General features: G+C 34.7%; 16 protein-coding genes. 4 read left to right on the top strand and 12 right to left on the bottom strand.

The window, feature by feature from the left end; translation table 11 throughout:
* Nucleotides 1-33: 33 nt before the first annotated feature.
* From ACE939_RS12765 to ACE939_RS12810, 10 genes are all read right to left on the bottom strand, one after another.
* Nucleotides 34-432: a hypothetical protein gene (locus ACE939_RS12765; protein ID WP_378185978.1), complete on the bottom strand. Its 399-nt coding sequence runs from the start codon at nucleotides 430-432 to the stop codon at nucleotides 34-36.
* Nucleotides 433-492: 60 nt separating this feature from the next.
* On the bottom strand, nucleotides 493-1,242 hold the full coding sequence (locus tag ACE939_RS12770; protein ID WP_378185979.1) for an SH3 domain-containing protein: 750 nt from the start codon (nucleotides 1,240-1,242) through the stop codon (nucleotides 493-495).
* Nucleotides 1,243-1,252: 10 nt separating this feature from the next.
* A complete protein-coding gene (locus ACE939_RS12775) occupies nucleotides 1,253-3,019 on the bottom strand; it encodes a BatD family protein (protein ID WP_378185980.1) in 1,767 nt (588 codons plus the stop codon).
* A 44-nt stretch (nucleotides 3,020-3,063) separates the two neighbouring features.
* The gene (locus tag ACE939_RS12780) at nucleotides 3,064-3,966 is read right to left on the bottom strand and encodes a tetratricopeptide repeat protein (protein WP_378185981.1); all 903 of its coding nucleotides are present in this window, start codon (nucleotides 3,964-3,966) and stop codon (nucleotides 3,064-3,066) included.
* Nucleotides 3,956-4,990: a VWA domain-containing protein gene (locus ACE939_RS12785; protein ID WP_378185982.1), complete on the bottom strand. Its 1,035-nt coding sequence runs from the start codon at nucleotides 4,988-4,990 to the stop codon at nucleotides 3,956-3,958. Before ACE939_RS12785 ends, ACE939_RS12780 begins: the two co-directional genes overlap by 11 nt.
* Before the next feature lie 13 nt (nucleotides 4,991-5,003).
* Nucleotides 5,004-5,516 carry a flavodoxin family protein gene (locus ACE939_RS12790; protein WP_378185983.1) on the bottom strand — a complete coding sequence of 171 codons (513 nt, stop codon included), beginning with the start codon at nucleotides 5,514-5,516 and terminating at the stop codon, nucleotides 5,004-5,006.
* A gap of 109 nt (nucleotides 5,517-5,625) precedes the next feature.
* The gene (locus ACE939_RS12795) at nucleotides 5,626-6,630 is read right to left on the bottom strand and encodes a VWA domain-containing protein (protein WP_378185984.1); all 1,005 of its coding nucleotides are present in this window, start codon (nucleotides 6,628-6,630) and stop codon (nucleotides 5,626-5,628) included.
* A 1-nt stretch (nucleotide 6,631) separates the two neighbouring features.
* On the bottom strand, nucleotides 6,632-8,293 hold the full coding sequence (locus ACE939_RS12800) for a DUF4381 domain-containing protein (protein WP_378185985.1): 1,662 nt from the start codon (nucleotides 8,291-8,293) through the stop codon (nucleotides 6,632-6,634).
* 17 nt (nucleotides 8,294-8,310) lie between these two features.
* Nucleotides 8,311-9,177, bottom strand: a complete 867-nt coding sequence (locus ACE939_RS12805; protein WP_378185986.1) for a DUF58 domain-containing protein — start codon at nucleotides 9,175-9,177, stop codon at nucleotides 8,311-8,313.
* Nucleotides 9,178-9,260: 83 nt separating this feature from the next.
* A complete protein-coding gene (locus tag ACE939_RS12810) occupies nucleotides 9,261-10,262 on the bottom strand; it encodes an AAA family ATPase (RefSeq protein ID WP_378185987.1) in 1,002 nt (333 codons plus the stop codon).
* Nucleotides 10,263-10,541: 279 nt separating this feature from the next.
* On the opposite strand from ACE939_RS12810, the gene ACE939_RS12815 reads away from it, so the two are divergent.
* Genes ACE939_RS12815 through ACE939_RS12825 form a run of 3 tightly spaced genes read left to right on the top strand, consistent with a single transcriptional unit; the run spans nucleotide 10,542 to nucleotide 13,214 of the window.
* Complete coding sequence (locus ACE939_RS12815) at nucleotides 10,542-11,294, top strand: SDR family NAD(P)-dependent oxidoreductase (RefSeq protein WP_378188448.1); 753 nt, start codon at nucleotides 10,542-10,544, stop codon at nucleotides 11,292-11,294.
* 49 nt (nucleotides 11,295-11,343) lie between these two features.
* Complete coding sequence (locus tag ACE939_RS12820) at nucleotides 11,344-12,480, top strand: ATP-binding protein (protein ID WP_378185988.1); 1,137 nt, start codon at nucleotides 11,344-11,346, stop codon at nucleotides 12,478-12,480.
* A gap of 5 nt (nucleotides 12,481-12,485) precedes the next feature.
* Nucleotides 12,486-13,214 (top strand): metallophosphoesterase family protein, encoded by a 729-nt coding sequence (locus tag ACE939_RS12825; RefSeq protein WP_378185989.1) that lies wholly within the window; start codon nucleotides 12,486-12,488, stop codon nucleotides 13,212-13,214.
* Between the two features lie 23 nt (nucleotides 13,215-13,237).
* Here the strand turns inward: ACE939_RS12825 and ACE939_RS12830 are convergent, their stop codons facing one another.
* Both ACE939_RS12830 and ACE939_RS12835 read right to left on the bottom strand, forming a co-directional pair.
* Entirely contained in the window at nucleotides 13,238-13,684 is a 447-nt protein-coding gene (locus ACE939_RS12830; RefSeq protein ID WP_378185990.1) for a hypothetical protein, read from the bottom strand.
* A 51-nt stretch (nucleotides 13,685-13,735) separates the two neighbouring features.
* Complete coding sequence (locus ACE939_RS12835) at nucleotides 13,736-17,416, bottom strand: T9SS type A sorting domain-containing protein (RefSeq protein ID WP_378185991.1); 3,681 nt, start codon at nucleotides 17,414-17,416, stop codon at nucleotides 13,736-13,738.
* Between the two features lie 397 nt (nucleotides 17,417-17,813).
* Here ACE939_RS12835 and ACE939_RS12840 point away from each other — a divergent pair, with 397 nt between their 5' ends.
* Nucleotides 17,814-18,452: a DUF6624 domain-containing protein gene (locus ACE939_RS12840; protein ID WP_378185992.1), complete on the top strand. Its 639-nt coding sequence runs from the start codon at nucleotides 17,814-17,816 to the stop codon at nucleotides 18,450-18,452.
* The last annotated feature ends 56 nt before the right edge of the window (nucleotides 18,453-18,508 follow it).

An 18,508-nucleotide genomic window follows, 5' to 3' on the forward strand; every position in this document is an offset into this window, starting at 1 on the left:
CAGAGAAAGCTTCTCATTATCTTGTTAAAGTGATTAAATAAAAAATTGCGGAAAGAAGTATGAGTTTTCTGGTGGAGGTGTTGTATATTCTGGATAAATAGGGAAGTTACTAAGATATATTTCTGGAAACCGTTTACTATAAAGTTTCCACATTTCTAAAGATTTTTCTTCAGAGTTATGAAAAATCATTTCCTTTTCTTTGATATCATCCTTTTCTTCAGAATTTTCTTTCTCCTCAGTATCCGATTTTTCCTCGGTATCCTCTAGCGCTAAAAGAATCGAAGAAGATTCGTCTTGATAAAAATTAAGTAATCGCAAGGAGTGATTACTAAGACTTATTAAAAACCCTACTATAATGATGAATCGTGTGGTATGAAGTTTAGTAATCAATTGAAAAATATTAGAAAACAAAAATAAGAGTAATGTCTTCAAGTTTTGTTAAATGAATTGTAAAACTGTTTAAACAAAGGTATTTAAATTAAATGCATTGAATTACAATTCTCTTAAATTTTTTGAGAAAATCCATCCTGTTTTACCGTCTGAAAGTTTAATATTTTTCCAGCTATTAATAGTTCCGATTATTTTAACCTTGGTACCTTCATGCAATTCAAAGAGTTCTTCACTCCCCAAGTTCGGCTCGCTTAGAACGGCACTTTCTTTGGCAAAAATAATTCCGTATGTTGTATTTAACTGGATTTGTTGCTTTTGGTATGCTAGCAATACCACAATTAAACCTATGATTAACGATAACCACGAACCTACAAATAACCATCTTTTTTTTCTCGTATCCAAGGCACGTTGGTAACCTAAAAAAAGAATAACAAAGGTTACAACAAGACCGATCGATAGCCAAGCCCAAGTTTTAATTGAAAATAGAGAAACTACGTTCTCAAAAACTTTTGATAAGAAACCTTGCGGAATTTCGTCTATAACATCAACTGTTGCATTTTTGGCAAAAGTTAAATTATTTTTTACATCCTGATTATTAGCGTCTAGTTGTAAGGCTTTTTCATAGTAATATATACTTGGTCCTATAGTATTCTGCTTGTAATAGGCATTCGCTAAGTTAAAGTAAAGTTCTTGTGACTCATACCCGTCGTTTATAATACTAAGATAATTTTGAATTGCCTCTTCATAATTTTTTGCCGTGTATAACGCATTAGCTCTATCAAACTTTTCGGTTTGTTGAGAAAACACATGGATACTTATAAAAACAAAAATTAAAACTACTATACTTCTCATTGTTTTTTGTTTAAAGTTGTTTATCCATTTCTGCAATTACTCTTGAAGCTTTATCATAATCTTGCTGCATTGCTGTTGATGAGGATGGCGTATATCTAGCAAATTCACAACTTTCCAGTAAAGCTACAAACTCTATGACCAACGCATCATCAACTTTACGATCTTTGAGTAAGCGTTGTATACGATCCTTGCTCATATCACTTGTTTGAATTTGAAGTTTAGCTTTTAAATAATTATGTAATGCCAACTCCATCGCTATGTAGAAGGATTGAGGACTTCCAAGATTTTTTTTGGCTTCTGATAGATATTTTCGTGCTAATTTATCAGCTCTTCGAACTCTACTGCCTACCACATCGTTCTTTCTAGCTTCTTGCTTTTTTCCAAAGAATAAAAATAAAGGAATTGCTAATAAAGGTGAAATTAATGCAGTCCAATAAATTGTTGAACCAAAAAAACCTTCTGAGTTACTTTCTTTTAACCTCGTTTTTAATTTTATGAATTTAAATTGTTTGCTGGTTTGTGTCACCACTTGTTTTTGCGTTTCATTATCAGAAGAAGCTACTACACGTTGTCCATCGGGCCCCTTTTCTACTTGTAGAACAATTTCTTTTGAGGTAATTGACTTGTATGTATTTGTACTTACATCAAAATAAGAAAAGCGTAGAGCAGGAATGGGATATTTACCTTTAAATTGAGGAACCAGTGTATAAGTGTCTGAAACCATACCTTCCATACCTCCTAAATTTGTTCTAACACGCTCGCTATGTTCTGGCTCATATTTTTCTAAACCGCTTGGCACATTTAGATTAGGAAGATCAAAAAGTTTAAGATTTCCCTCACCGCTTACTTCGACCTTCACTTCTAGTGACTCTGAAGCATCTAACTCTGTTCTGTTAGGCGTTACTTTAAAATCAAAACGACCAACCGCTCCTGTAAAACCTTCTGGTTTCCCATTTTCGGGTAGAGGCTTTACATTAATCGTTCGGTTACCAGCAGCTACCGTTTTATTAATAGTTGAATACAACCTACCTCCAAAAATGTCTCTTCGATTAGTGGGGACATCAACAGCTATAGACAGCGTAAGAGGTTCTATATTTAATTTTCCTGTTTTTTGGGGATAAAGAACTGTTTTACGCAACACCACATATCTATAAGGCTCTCCTTCATAAGTTCCATTTTCGACCTTAAGTTGTTTCATATCGATAGCCTGGCTCCAAAAATCACTATATTTTGGACTATCTAGTTCGTTCCAATTACTTACACTAATTCTTGGACTTACGTACAGTTTATAGACCACCGTTATGGCTTCATTGAGATAAGGGTTTGTTTTGGAAACCTCGGCAACCAAGTGTAAGTTCTCACTAGCAATATAATCAGAATTATTACCGTCTTTGGGTTTATCGATAGCAGCAGTCACCTCAACCCGAACTGGTAACGTCTTGTAAATTTCACCATCGATTTGAATTTGAGCTTGTTGTATTATAAATTTCCCTCTTTGAGTTGGCGCCAAAAAATAACTAAATGTTTTTGCATACGAACGTTTCCCATTAATCCATGAATTGCTAATCGATTGATTGGGACCGCCAACTACAGTGAAACCTTTGAAATCTGGAGGTGTAAAGTTATCTCCGTCCTGATTCATCTCAAAATCTACTCGTAAGCGTTCATTAACACCTAATTTGCTTTTACTAACTTTAGCTTCAAACCTCACCTGTGCAGTAGACAGTGTGATAGCACTAAAAGTAAGTAGCATCAATAAAATTAATTTCAACTTCATTATCGTTATATTTTCTGTAAAGTCAAAGAATGACAAGGAAGGTGCTACCAATCTTTATCCGTTTGCTTCACGTTTCCTTTAACTTTTTTAGCATTTATTTTATCCTGTACTTTCTTTTCCTGATTATTCATTGCCTCTAGCAAACTCTTTACTTGCTGTGGTGATAATTGTCCTTGCATTGGTTTTGGCGCTCCCTCTTGTTGTTCTTCCTTTTTGTCGCCTGTATTTGCATCTTGATCTTTAGGATCCTTTTTCTCATCCTCATCGCCTTTCTCTCCTTTTTTATCTTCCTCATCACCTTTCTTTTCCTGATCCTTCTCATCACCTTGATCTCCTTGATCCTTTTTATTTTTATCCTTTTGATCTTGGTCTCCTTGATCTCCTTGATCCTTTTTGTTTTCTTGATCCTGGTCTTTTTGATCTTGATTTTGATCATCTTTATCCTGATCTTGATCTTGATTCTGTTGCTGCTCTTCTTCTAACATCTTTTTTGCCAATGCCAAATTATAACGCGTCTCATCATCTTTTGCGTTATTTCGTAACGCATTTTTATATGCCTCGACAGCCTCTTGATACTTCTTTTGCTCCATGTAAGTGTTCCCCAAATTATGAAAAGCTTTGTGCTTTTCTAATTTACTTGTCGAGGTTTTGGCTGTTTCGCTATAACGCATTATAGCTTCATCGTATTTTTCGGAATTGTAATATGCATTTCCCAAATTATATTTTGCATCTACACCATTAGGGTTTTTGGCAATCGCTTTGCGATATTCACCCTCAGCCTTTGGGAAATTGCCATCTCTAATCAAACTTTGATTCCCGATTGCCAAATGCTCTTGTGCTTCAGATACAAGTTGTTTTAAATCTGCTTCTTGCGAAAAGCACATGATACTACTATAAAGGCATAAAAAAATAACTAAACTCTTTTTCATAGCTTTTTTAATTTTCATTGAACAGATTTAGTTTTTTAACCCAAGAAGTTTTGCGTTCTAATAAGAACACATCTAGTATTAAGAGTAGTAATCCAAACCCTAAAAACCATTGAAACTGATCTTGAAAATCAGCAAATTGTTTAGCCTCGAACTCTTTCTTATCCATATTCTGTAATATTTCTGTTACTTGGGTAACTACATCTTTCGTACTTCTACCATCAATGTATGTGCCATTTGCTTCTTTTGCAATTTCCTGTAAAGTTGTCGCGTTGAGTTTTGTTATTACTGTTTCTCCTGCACGATCCTTTTTATAGGATTGTACAATTCCATTTCGTTTAATGGGTATTGGTCCACCTTTTATGGATCCTACGCCGATAGTATAGATCAAGATACCTTCTTTTGAAGCCTCTTCTGCTATTTCTGAAGCACTCCCTTCATGATCTTCGCCATCACTGATTAAAAAGAGCACACGATTCGTTTGCTCATCATCGTTATAATAGGTTTTTGCTAAGGTTATTGCTTCATTAATCGCAGTTCCTTGTGACGAAAGCATGTCAGTGCTCATTGCTTGTAAGAACATTTTGGCAGAAGCATAATCTGTTGTAATTGGCAATTGCGGAAAAGCACTACCTGCGTACGCTATGATCCCCACTCTATCACTTGCCAAGCTATTTATTATCTGGGTAACTAATTGTTTAGATTTTTCTAAACGATTAGGTGCTATATCCTCGGCAAGCATACTTTTAGAAACATCGACAGCAAAAACTACATCTACACCTTCTCGCTTTACCGTTTCTAATTTTGTGCCAATCTTGGGGTTTACCAATCCTATCACAATACTAGCCAATGCTATACTTATGATCAATACTTTAAGCAAAGGCTTAAAGACTGAAGTGTTCGGGCTAAGAAATTTCATGAGTCTAGGATCTGCAAAACGTTTTTGTACAGATTTTTTCCATATCAAAACTCCTATAAACAACAAGAGTATTAATGGAATCACCAATAACAGCCAGAAATATACTTTTTCTTCTAATAAATACATGACATTATTACTTCTATAACAGGTTAATTAATTGAGCAAACCTTTTAATTTTATCTTTTACTTCATCTGGAATACCACTTACTTCTACCCAAGTATGTACATCACCTACGTACTCCATCCCTAAATATGCTGCACTACGTACAAATGGCATCGCAAAACTCTCATCACGATCGTTATGGTTACTACAGCTAACAACTGCCATATTTTTACCTCTCAGCATACGTCCATATTCTTTTTCTTTTATTAAGAAATCTGAGATTCGATCCAAAAAAACTTTTGTTATACCACTCATTGTATACCAATAGATTGGAGTCGCAAAAACGATAGTTTGATAGTTTTGAACTATATTTTTAAATAATTCACTGAAATCATCTTCCTCATTTTTAAAATCATAATCGTAATGGTTGATTTTTTTCTTACTCAAATCAATCACATCAAATCCTATACGGTCCTTTAAAAAAGCAATCACCTTAGCCGTGTCTCCATGACTTCTCGAACTTCCTAATATGATAATCCCCTTGTTCAAACCTTAATAGTAGCCTTTTTTAATTAAATAACCTTTACAGCAACATTCTTGAGATCATTATGGAGATCTAATGTATCCACATAGTTCACCTCAAAAGGAGATACACGTATTAAATAAAACTTCTGAAAACTGTATGTTTTAACAACAATTCCACAAATAAGAAGCCGAGCCCAATTAGCACCAAGAATCTAAATTTTTCTTGATAGTTGTAAAATTTAAATTCCTCAACATCCGTTTTTTCTAATTTATTGATTTCTTCATATATCGCCTCTAATTTTTTATTATCGGTTGCCCGGAAATACTTTCCGCCAGTCACTTTAGCAATTTCTTTGAGTAAGGGTTCATCGATCTCTACTTTAACACGTTCATAACGAAAAGCACCATTAGGCAAAATGGCCACAGGCGCTAGTGCCATACCGTTAGTACCTAATCCAATGGTATATGTTTTAATGCTGTATTCAACCGCCAGCTCTGAAGCTATTTTAGGATCAATAAAACCTGCATTGTTTGAGCCATCTGTTAATAGTATAATGACTTTACTTTTTGCTTTACTATCTTTTAAACGATTAACTGCTGTTGCCAATCCCATACCGATAGCGGTTCCATTTTCTAAAACGGTATTGTACTCAATTTGGTTCATCGCACTTAAAACGATAGATTTATCACTGGTAAGCGGAGTTTTGGTAAAACTCTCACCAGCATAAACCACGAGTCCTATTCTATCATTTGGACGTTCTTTTACAAATTGTGCTGCAACATCTTTCAATGCCTCGAGGCGATTTGGTTGTAAGTCCTTGGCTAACATACTTGCCGAAACATCAATTGCCATTACTATATCAATCCCTTTTGTAGTTTTTGTTCTGCTCGAAACATCTACTGTACGAGGACGTGCTAGCGCTGTAATGAGAAAACTCAAGCATAGCAAACGAAATAAAAAAAGAATTGGTTTGAGCCGTACCAAAAAGCTTTTTTTATATTTAAAACCTTGTACACTTGAAATTTTGAGCGTTGCTTGTTGTTTGTTAAACTTCCAAACATACCAACCTATCAAAAATGGAAACAAAGCAAACAACCAAAAGAAATACGGATCTTCAAAAGTATAGTTATCAAACATCTTATTCGGCGTTTTTAAGTTCTACAGAGGTTATAATACGCTGCGCTATATCGTCTGCATATATATCGTCTTCGTCAAAGACTACTGTGATTTGTTGAAACCCTCCATTTTCGGCAAAATTGAGCATCAAATATTCCTTTTTATATTTTTTTTGATTGGTTGGATTTATAACTTCAAGATTACCAAACACTTTAATCCCTTCTGCTCCCCCCAACGTTTTATAGGATTCTGTCTTAACGGTAATATTCTTTGCTCCTTGTGACTCAAAGTTACCCACAATACCTTCTACCGCTTTTTCAAGATCAATTTTAGTATCACTATTTGGCACTACAGTGCTAATAGCTATGTACATATTTCCGTTCAAATCACCGTACACAAAAGTTTCATTTCCTTTTAAAATTTGCTTTTGCTCATTGGTTAATTGATAATTATTACGCAATAATACTTCTGGTGTTGCAATGGCAACTGGAGGCGTACCATAGGCGCTAGAAATCCATTCTTGTTTTGCTAATGTTCTCGTAGGATGTCCAAAAATTGTATCAATGGTTTCTTGATAGCCATTACGCCAAACAAACACTCCAAAAATAATTCCAACGACTGCTACGGCAGCAATACTTGCTACTATTATCTTTTTTCGTTGTTCTTTCTGTGCTTTTGTTCTTCTGTACTCCTCATCCGCTAGCAGTTCTTCTTCTGTCGGTTCGGGAATGGCTTCTTTCGTTTTATTAATTACCTGCTCTATTGTTGTACGATCGGCCCGGGCCGTTAACTTATCAGGTCTAGACTTTGCAAATTTGGCTAAATCGGCTGTCATGAGCACTCGTTTTAACTCTTGCAAAGTGTCCGATTCTAGTAACAATGTACCTGATTTTATTTCTTGATCTAAGCGTGTTATTAATTCATCGGTCGTACTCTCCATTGCGTGATCATAGATCTCTTCGTCGATATATTTACGTGCGGTATCACTAAGTATAGAGTAGTACTCTTTATGTGATTCTTTTTCTAATAAATCTGAATTATCAATCTTACGAAGTGCTTCAATTGCTCGTTCATAAGGAGGTAGTTCTTTTTCTTTTTCGGCTCTTTTCTTTTTCCTATATACTATCAAAAATATTAGTAGCGCGATGCATAAAATAGTAACAATTGTATGCCAAAAGTAGTCTTGCCATCTAATTGATGGGGGATCCACTTCGACCAAAGGTTTAATTGCAAACATTTTTTGCTTTGTTGTATCAACAACCACATCGCGCACTTCGACTTGAATAGAGTCTGTTATAAACTCTCGTTCACCAATTAAAACACGTTGACTAGGAATTACAAATACTCCCGTATCAAACTTTGTTAAACCATATTGTTTAATGATATTATACTGGTTATTTTTTATTGTAGTATCTGCAGCAAAAGATTCTATAACCTCAAGTGGTGCGAAACTTTTACCTTCTGGAAACACGACCGTTTGTGTTGAATCGGCCTGTACTGCCAAAGTATATTTAATTTCTTCTCCTATTTTTATCGAAGCGCTATCGATAGTTGATTTTACTTGTCCGATCGCACTACTGATTGTCAAAAGAAAAAAGGATACTATGGTCAATATCCTTCGTGGTTCGGTTTGAGAAAAACGATTATAGTTCATAAAATCATATGGTATGCGGTTCTCTGTCATTCGTTTTATACGTTTACCTATCCCCTGGTTTTAAAATAGCCTAGTAATTTTTTTACATAGCTTTCATCCACTCTTGTACTAATTACTCCCGCTCCACTTCTAGCAAAGCTTTCTGTAAAATAATGTACTCTTTGATTGTATTGCTTGGCATATTGGCTTCTTGTTCGTTTTGAACTTGTATTAACCAGTATTAGCTCATTGGTTTCTTCATCTTCCATTTGAACCATTCCCAAATTTGGCAACTGTTCTTCTTTGGCATCATAAATACGAATCCCAGTAACATCATGTTTATTACCTGCGATTTTTAATGTATGTTGATAGTCATCTGCCATAAAATCAGAAAGCACAAACACAATAGCTTTCTTTTTCATCACACTCGAAAGAAATTTTAGTGCTTCAGTTATGTTTGTCTTATTACTTTTGGGTTCAAATTCGATAAGTTCTCTAATTATACGCAATACGTGAAATCTTCCTTTCTTAGGCGGTATAAAAAGCTCTACCTCATCGGTAAATAGTATCAATCCAATTTTATCATTATTCTGAGTAGCAGAAAAAGCTAATGTAGCTGCTATCTCTACACAAATTTCCTTTTTAAAATTTTGTGAGGTTCCAAAGTTTTGCGAACCAGATATATCCACCATAAGCATCATGGTTAACTCTCGTTCTTCCTCAAAAACTTTTATATAAGGCTCATTATACCGCGCTGTAACATTCCAATCAATAGTACGTACATCATCTCCAAATTGATATTGTCTTACTTCGCTAAACGTCATGCCTCTTCCTTTAAAAGTAGAATGATACTCACCACCAAAAATATGGTCGCTTAAGCGGCGTGTTTTAATTTCAATTTTTCTAACCTTCTTTATTAAAGCTTTGGTATCCATAGCTATTCGGATTTCTTATACCCTATTGATAGTAAACACTATTTTAAATATTTCTTATTCTTTTACGATATTGACGCAACGTACTAAGGTACTTCAATCTCATTTACTATTTTATTAATGATATCTTCAGATGTTACGTTTTCTGCTTCAGCCTCATACGTAATTCCTATTCTATGACGCAATACATCATGTACTACAGCCCTTACATCTTCTGGAATTACATATCCTCTTCTTTTTATAAATGCATAGCATTTTGCAGCGGTAGCCATGTTGATACTACCACGAGGAGAGGCTCCAAAATTAATTAATGGTTTAAGTTCTTCTAAATTATATTTTTCGGGAAAACGGGTAGCAAAAATTATATCGAGAATATACTTTTCGATTTTTTCATCCATATATACTTCACGAACAGCTTTTTGTGCACTAATAATTTGTTCGACCGAGACTACAGGATTTACTTTTTCATAACTTCCAGAAAGATTGGCTCTAACAATTGCTTGTTCCTCTTCTAGTTTTGGATATTTTATCACTGTTTTAAGCATAAAACGGTCAACCTGTGCTTCTGGCAAAGGATAGGTTCCTTCTTGCTCTACTGGGTTTTGCGTAGCCATTACCAAAAAGGGTTTATCTAAAATAAAGGTCTGATCCCCTATCGTCACTTGTTTTTCTTGCATTGCTTCTAACAGCGCACTTTGAACTTTTGCTGGCGCTCTATTAATCTCATCTGCTAGCACAAAATTGGCGAAAATCGGTCCTTTTTTAATTGAAAAATCGTTTTCTTTCATATTAAAAATCATGGTACCCACAACATCGGCTGGCAACAGATCTGGAGTGAATTGGATTCTACTAAAACTACCATGTACCGCTTTTGACAAAGTATTTATAGCGAGAGTTTTTGCTAATCCAGGCACACCTTCTAAAAGAATATGACCTTGACCTAACAATCCTATTAGTAATCGCTCAACCATATGCTTCTGACCAACTATTACTTTATTCATTTCCATGGTGAGTAAATCTACAAACGCTGATTCCCTCTGAATTTTTTCATTTATCGAGGCAATATCGATAGCACTATTATCTTCCATTAATTTTATTTTTTAAAAGTGTGAATTTAACATTCAAGATTCAAGATTGCAAATTGTTTAAATAATTTCCTGTTACTAGTTAATTATAGGTTAAATAACGAGTCTTGGTTTTTTTATAAGCTCTTAAAATAGAGTATCTTTAAACCTAAATGAACGTAAACACCTATAGTAATAGCTTATAAAAAGACGATGAGATAATTCATATGTTGCAAACATAGATCCAATTCATCTGATAAATAGGTTTCTGTAGATAAATTTAAATTAATTTTAAACTATTAAATTGTGAAGACAGCATTAATTACGGGTGCAACCAGCGGAATTGGTAAAGCAACTGCTCATGAGTTAGCAAAAAAAAATATAAACCTTATACTCTGTGGTCGGCGTACAGATCGCTTAAAACAAATAGAAAATGAGCTTAACAAACACGTAAAAGTATGTACTTTAAGTTTTGATATTCGTAATAAAGATGAGGTGTCTAAAGCTATTAAAAATCTCCCGCCAGAATTTTCAACTATTGATATATTGATTAATAATGCGGGTAATGCGCATGGACTTGACTCAATTCAATCTGGTAGCATCGATGATTGGGATGCAATGATTGATAGTAATATTAAAGGTTTGTTATATATATCAAAGGCAATACTTCCTACAATGATAACGCAAGGTTCGGGTCATATTATTAATATCGGATCTATAGCGGGTAAAGAGGTCTATCCTAATGGTAATGTATATGCTGCAACCAAACATGCTGTTGATGCATTAAACAAAGCAATGCTTTTAGACTTAAATGGTAAAGGAATTCGAGTTGGGGCGATCCATCCTGGGTTAGTTGAGACAGAATTTAGTGATGTTAGGTTTAAAGGAGACTCGGACAAAGCTGCTTCTGTTTACAAAGGTTTTACCCCGTTGACCCCAGAAGATATTGCAGATATCATAGCTTTTGTTGTCACCCGACCTTATCATGTTAATATTTCAGATCTTATTGTGCTACCTACAGCACAGGCAAACAGCACTACGGTATATAAAGAGTAATCCGTATAAAGTTTAATGTAAACACACCCATTCCCCAAACAATTGCAGCGTGATAAATAAACGACTTTTGGTAAAACATTTATTGGCTCATAATGACGAAAATAGTTTTTATGATAAAAAACGCTTGCTTGGCCTTGGAGAACGTGAGGGAAAGGCCAAATTTTTAAAACATATTTGTGCCCTAGCAAATTCTAATCCAAAAAACACCTCTTATATGGTTATTGGGGTAGAGGATGAAGATAACACTATTACCGGAGTAGATTTTTTTGACGACAGCAAAATCCAAAACTTAGTTAACGCATATTTGGAGAATCCCCCTCTTGTAGCTTACGAGAATATTCCCTTTCCGCATTTACCAGAAGATAAAGTTGTGGGACTTGTTTCAATTAGATCGCAACAAGGAAAACTTTGTGCTTTGAAAAGAAACATCTGGAAATATTATGGAGGAACTGTTTTTTTTAGAGAAGGCAGCATTAGCATGCCCAAAGTTTTTGATATTGAAATTAAAGATATAAATTCTAAAATCGTAACTGCTATTGAAAGTAACGCGCAAAACAATATTGAGCTTACATTGGATGGTGTTTTTGATTTTTTAAAGTTTAGACGCGACTATAATCCTCAATATAAAGTTTTCAAAGAGTACTTTGTAGTGTGTTGGGCTGGAAAGGCTCATCAAACGAAGAAAACAACTTACTATTCGCGAGTAGATATCGCTTTAATTAATGAACAAGTTAAGCTGTTCTATTCTGAATTGGATGAGGTAAGTATTAGTATTACTGAAGACGAATTTAAAATTATCGAGTATGTTAAGTTAGGCTTGCACAAAAGTTTCAAATACTATCCATTAGAAGAGGTTAGAATCGTTTTTAGAGATAATGCACAGTATGATATAGAACGTGAGCTTTTATTTGAACCCCCTCAATTTGACAAAAAAGTGTTATATCACCTATACAACAGTACGACCGCTTTAATTGATAAATTAAAGTCTAATACCCTTTTGTCCCAAAATGATCAATCTGATCTACTAAACTTGCCTGCAACTTATTTAATATGCTACTTTAACGGCTTCAAAGAAGCTAAAGATAAACTTGAAGAAGCTAAACCTCATTTAAAAAATTATAGTAAACAGGTGTACAGTTTATATAAAGAGAGTATACGTATTTTACGCAAAGTGAGTTATAACTAAATGATATGAAAAGAACATTTGCTATAGGTGATATTCATGGAGGTTACCGAGCTATTTATCAATTAATTAAGAAGCTTAATCTTACATCAACTGATCATTTGGTTTTCCTTGGAGATTTTGTAGATGGTTGGAGCGAAAGTTTTGATGTGATAACTTATTTAATAGCACTTCAAAAGAAATATAATTGCACTTTTATTCGAGGTAATCACGACCAACTTTTTTACAATTGGTTACAAACTAATGAGACCACACAAGCATGGCTAGCTAATGGTGGTCAGACAACACTTAAATCATACGCTTCGGTAAAACCTTCATTATTGGCGGTCCATATAGAATTTTTTAAAAACCTTAAAAATTATTACGTAGATTCATTGAACCGTTTATTTATTCATGCTGGTTTTACAAATCAACACGGTCCTGATCAAGAATATTTTGAAAAAATGCATTATTGGGATCGTACACTCTGGGAATTGGCGATTGCTCTGGATCCAAATCTTTCTACAAAAAGCGTTCGTTATCCTAAACGATTGCAATTATTTAATGAAATATATATTGGTCATACACCCGTAACCAAAATTAACAAAACTACACCTGTGTGCGCTGCAAATGTATGGAACGTTGATACTGGGGCTGCTTTTAAAGGCCCTATTACCGCAATTAATGTAGATACAAAAGAATGGTGGCAATCTGATCCAGTATATACGTTATACCCAAGCGAAGAAGGAAGAAATTAATGTTTTTTGAAAAGAGTGATGTGCTATTCGAAAGAGATTACCTCGAACCTAGTCATCGTCATATCGGGACATAGTCTCTCTTTTAATTTTATACTAAGCAAATCAGAGCTTTTATTTGATATTTTTAATTCATATTGTTTTAATAATATATTGGACAATCCTAACATAAGTACTTGACCTTTGGCTGGAGTATTTACTAATGAAGAACCAATATTTTGTAACTGCTCTATTTTAACTGTAATACTTTTATCGTATGTCTTCCCGCATAGAGAGGTTTTATCAGAACTTAATTTTACATTACTAGCACGTATCAAAATAGTATTTGGATCTATGATGAGAGCTTCACCCCTATATTTTGGTTTTTGAGGCATTGATTTGGTATCTACAGGTTGTTTGATTTCCTTAGAAACTTCTTGCGATTTACAGGCCCACAAACACATCAAAAAACAACAATAAATTACAGTTCTCATAGAATCAAAATAAAAGAGGATTACTGTGATAGTAACCCTCTTTGTATGGTTTTATTTTTTAATTATTTTAAAATTGCTATTGATTGATTGACCTTTAATCTTTACATAATAAAATCCTGCAGGACGTGCTCCTGCATTCCATTCTATAGGTTTAGTAGCATCAATATTATCATTAACGAATACACTTCTTCCTGAAATATCAAAGATCTCTAAAGAAATTTTCCGTTTTATCTTTAATGGTTTAAAATTAAAAATAAAACGATCAGAGGATGGATTAGGGTATACCAACGGTGTCATTTCACTATTAATAACAGCGAGGGTCTCTGACGCATTTTCATTATTTTCTGGTAGTAACGCGGTGGATGTTACAGAACCAAAAATTTGAAATACTTGGTCCAAAGGTTCTCTTTCTAATGCAATAGAAACAGGTGTCCAATCTGTCGCACCTGTACCAAATAAGTTTAAATCATCCTTAAATTGCGGTTCTAAACCAACTCCTCCAGCTTGAGAAGACCAAAACCATTGCGTCTCTTCGGGAGTAAATGATAAGTTTGTATACACAGATAGCCAATAGGATCCCGTAGTAAGGCTTAATGCTTCGGGTAACTCTAGTGTTAAATTAGTATCTGTAGCTTCAGATGTCGGTGTAAGCTCACCACTATTATAAATTTCTTCTCCAGGAGTACCCGCGTTATTCTCATAGATAACTACTGTAGCACTTGTTAATAATGGAGCATTATTGGCACTACCGTAGGCTAGAATTTTTTCGATATTCCAAACATAGCCATCTGGTACATTAAAATCATCGACAGACTGAGCTAGTCCTCCAAAATCTGTAAAAAATTGTGATGGCAGCGAAGAAATCGCAGGTTCAATCTGCTCATATACAGCAGTCTCGGTAATGTTAATTGTAAAACCTTCGGATACTTGCTCGTTTCCAGAAGAAGCTATCAACCCGATCGCAGCTTTACCCAAGCTATCAGAAGCATATGTTATCGTTAAAAGATCACCTTTAAGTAGCACCGTAACCAGTTCTGGATTTGAATTAGTTACTTCAACCGTTATGGCATCTCCCGATGACTGTTCGAATAGACCGGCAATATTAATAGTAGTAGGTTCGCTGTTTTCACTAATAACCAAATCCTCTAATAAATATGCAACACTTAGTTCTGATTCTGGTAAGGGATTAGCGACCAAAGGAAAACGTGCACTAAATAAACCACTACCATGTGCTGCAACTGCCACAAATCCGTCTTTTCTCACCTTTACTTGATCTGCAACGGCATTTCCTATAACAAAAGACTCTTTGATCCAGCGAGTACGCTCACCATTGATTCTGTTCGTATAATACAAACCAGTACTTGTGGCTGCAAATAAACGTTGAAGACTAGCTCCAAATCCAGTACTACTACCAAAAAACGCTGTGCTTCGTACCGAAGGTCCGTTTCCAGAACCATCTGTATTTTCTTCTAAATTACCACTAATATTTATCCACGTATCTCCTGCATCTTCTGTTAAAAAAATACTTTGAATTCTATAGTTAGAAAAAGTAACAACTACACGGTCTGAGTTAGAAGGATCTACATCGATATCATTAACATAGCCGAGAGGTAATCCTTTCCCAGCAGAAATATTTACAGGTTCTTGATCATCAATATTGGCATTGTCCAAACGGTAAATATCACCTGAGTTTGTACCATAATACAAACGATTCGCGATAGGGTATTTTGAAATTGCTAACGACGTAATTGTAGTCCCTACTGGAGTATCTGTTTTTGGCAAATCTACCCAATTAACTGTAGCAGGCGCATTAGAAAATAAAGGTAGAGCATCTAGATCGTTATTTCTCCAGATTCTATTACCATCGGGTAAATACATAACATTATCATTATTAGGATCCAAAATAAAAGGAGTAATAAAGGCTAAGTTATTTGCACCAGCTGGCAATACTCTACTAAAAGAAATAAAAGTACCAGCCTCATCAAAATTGAACCTATATATATTTCCTCGTTGTGAAGAAACATAACGTGTTAATCCTGCATCTGCAATTGCATTAAAAGATCCATCTCCACTAAAATCTTCTATCCAAGGTTCTATACCCGATGTAGAAGATGTAAACCACGTACCATTATCTTGAAACCCTGCCAATAAATCGTCAGAGTTGGCTTCTGGATCAAATGAAACAGCGTATGGTTGTGTCGTAATGTATCCATTATTAAGAGAAGTCCAATCTACGGGTTCTACCCCTGGATTTTCTGCAGTAATATCTTCTGTAATAAAAACTCCTCCATCATTACCCGATAATGCTCTATTAGGATTTGATGGATAAAATACTAGGTTATGCTGATCAGGATGTTGATCTGTATAAGTACTTATATTATTAAGAGGAGAATATCCACCGATCCACGATGGTAATTCTGCTGGAGTTGTAAAACCTGTTTCCGAACGATATAAATTAGTTCCTCCAACAAAAACATAGTTGCAATTACTTGGATGTACTTTGATAACCATATTATAGCCTCCTTGCAGGTTCAAATTACCAACAGATCCACCTATAGTTAGAGGCAAATTCTGTGTTAAATCCGTCCATGCTTCTTCCGTTCCTTGGTTAAGTGCGTCATATTTATAAAGAAATGCAGGTGTTCCTCCAGCTATATTTTGTGCAAAAAAGTAAACGAAATTTTCGTGCATCGGATCGATTCCCATAACTGTTCTACCTAAAGAACCAACGAGTTCAGGTGGCGTAATTGCAGCCCATGTATCTCCATCTGTGGATGTAAAAAAGCCAGCATTTGGAATTCCATTTGAGGCAATAGTTACATAAATTTTGCCTCCAGATGTTATCGCTACCTCGGTAGTGCTATCAAATCCTCCTGGAAGTACCTCTTCAAAAGAATTTCCTTCATCCTTTGATCTAAACACCCCGTTAAATGTAGCAACATATAGATCTCCGTTTGTTGGGTTTACAGCAATAGAGTTAATAAGATCAAAAGGAGCTATTGCACGAATATCTCCATCATCTGTAGCGCTTAATAATTTCCAAGTTCGACCACCATTAATAGATTTGTAAACTCCAGTACCCGTATAGAATGCTCCACCAGAACTAGCCGAGTTCCCGGAACGCTCTCCAGATCCATAATACCAAATGCGTTGCTTACCAGGTCTTGGATCTTGAACAATACAAGTAATACTAGGCGATTGTCTACTTGTAGTAACTTTTTTCCAAGTCTGACCAGAATTTTCTGACCTCCATAAACCCCCAGAAACTCCTCCTGCTAGGATAACATTTTCGTTGGTTGCATCGATCGCCAATGCACGTGTTCTACCTCCAACATTATAAGGCCCTCTATTTTTCCAATAAGAAAATTGAACACCTTTTGAAGATTTTGTAGCTGCTGATTTTTTTAAGTCATCCCCAGTACGAATATTTTTTGAAAAATCGAGCTCTAATGTTCTAATCTCTGAAGGGATTTGACCCGTATTTGGATCTTTAAGTCTATTAAACTCATATTCGATTCGATCCAATGCCCTATCGCCAACTGCTCTAGGAGCACCTTCGATTGCACCAGTATTACTGTCATATAATTTTGACTGTTTGTAAAGCTGGTGACCGCGAGGTGTTGACTGTGGATCTGCTTTTGTTTTTAACGTTTGTGCTACTGCTGTATACCCTACTAACAACAATAAAAAAACACAAACATTGCTCTTTGAAGAGAGTAATGATACATGCATAGTTTAAGTTAATTTGTGTGAATAATGCAAAACTAATTGATTTATTTAGTTTAAACTACAAAAATCTATCAACTATGTTATTATTTTATAAAACTCACCTTATTGCATTGATCTATGATCCTAGAGTATGTAAATATCAATTTAAAATATAAGTATTTGATTATTAATAGTATACACTTAAGACGACTATAAATTAGTGATAAAATACACACGTGTATAATCTATATATGAGTTAGATTAAAACTGTTAATTGCGGTAAAACCATAGCTTTCAAAATGTTAATCATCTTACTTTTATCACTAACTAAATTTTTTATGTAAAATAATTGGCTTGGGATTTGCTACACCTATCTACTATTTTGATTAATCGCATTACATTCACTCTAAAACTTATACAAATGAATTCATTTGAAAAACTGAAATTAATCTTTATGTTGTTGGTTTTATCATTAGCAACAGTAAGAAGCCAAGAGACAAACGAGCTTGATCTAAATAATGATAGTGTTACAAGTTTGATGGAGAAAGCGGTTGATAAGGATCAATCATTAAGAAATTCTCTTAGAGACGTAATGAAGCAACCTGACTTTCAAAAAACACCCGAATTCATAAAACTGATTACAGAGATAAAGCAAAATGACATTGAAAATCAAAAACTTGTCTCCACAGTAATTAAAAATTATGGTTGGCCAGAAGTTGAAAAAACTAGCATTAAAACTGTTGAAGCCATGTTTTATTTTATACAACATTCTAACGTAACTTTTATGGAGGAACATTTGGATGACATTAAACTATCTGCTGAAAAAGGTGACCTTAGCAAAGATAAATTGGCTATGCTTGAAGACCGAATATTGTTACTCAATAATAAACCTCAACGGTATGGTACTCAGCCTAAACCTATAACTGGCAAACAAATAACCAAAGAAATTTGGCCTATCGAAGACTTTAAAAATATTGATCAACGAAGAAAATCCATGGGGTTAGAGCCTTTTGAAAAATTTCTTAAATCAAATGGTTATTCTTATCAAGAGAACCAATAATTTTTTGACCATACAGCAGCATACGGATAACAAATAAAGAAACCTTCAGAGTTTAA

The organism is Aquimarina rhodophyticola (assembly GCF_042434915.1).
Classification (GTDB): domain Bacteria; phylum Bacteroidota; class Bacteroidia; order Flavobacteriales; family Flavobacteriaceae; genus Aquimarina.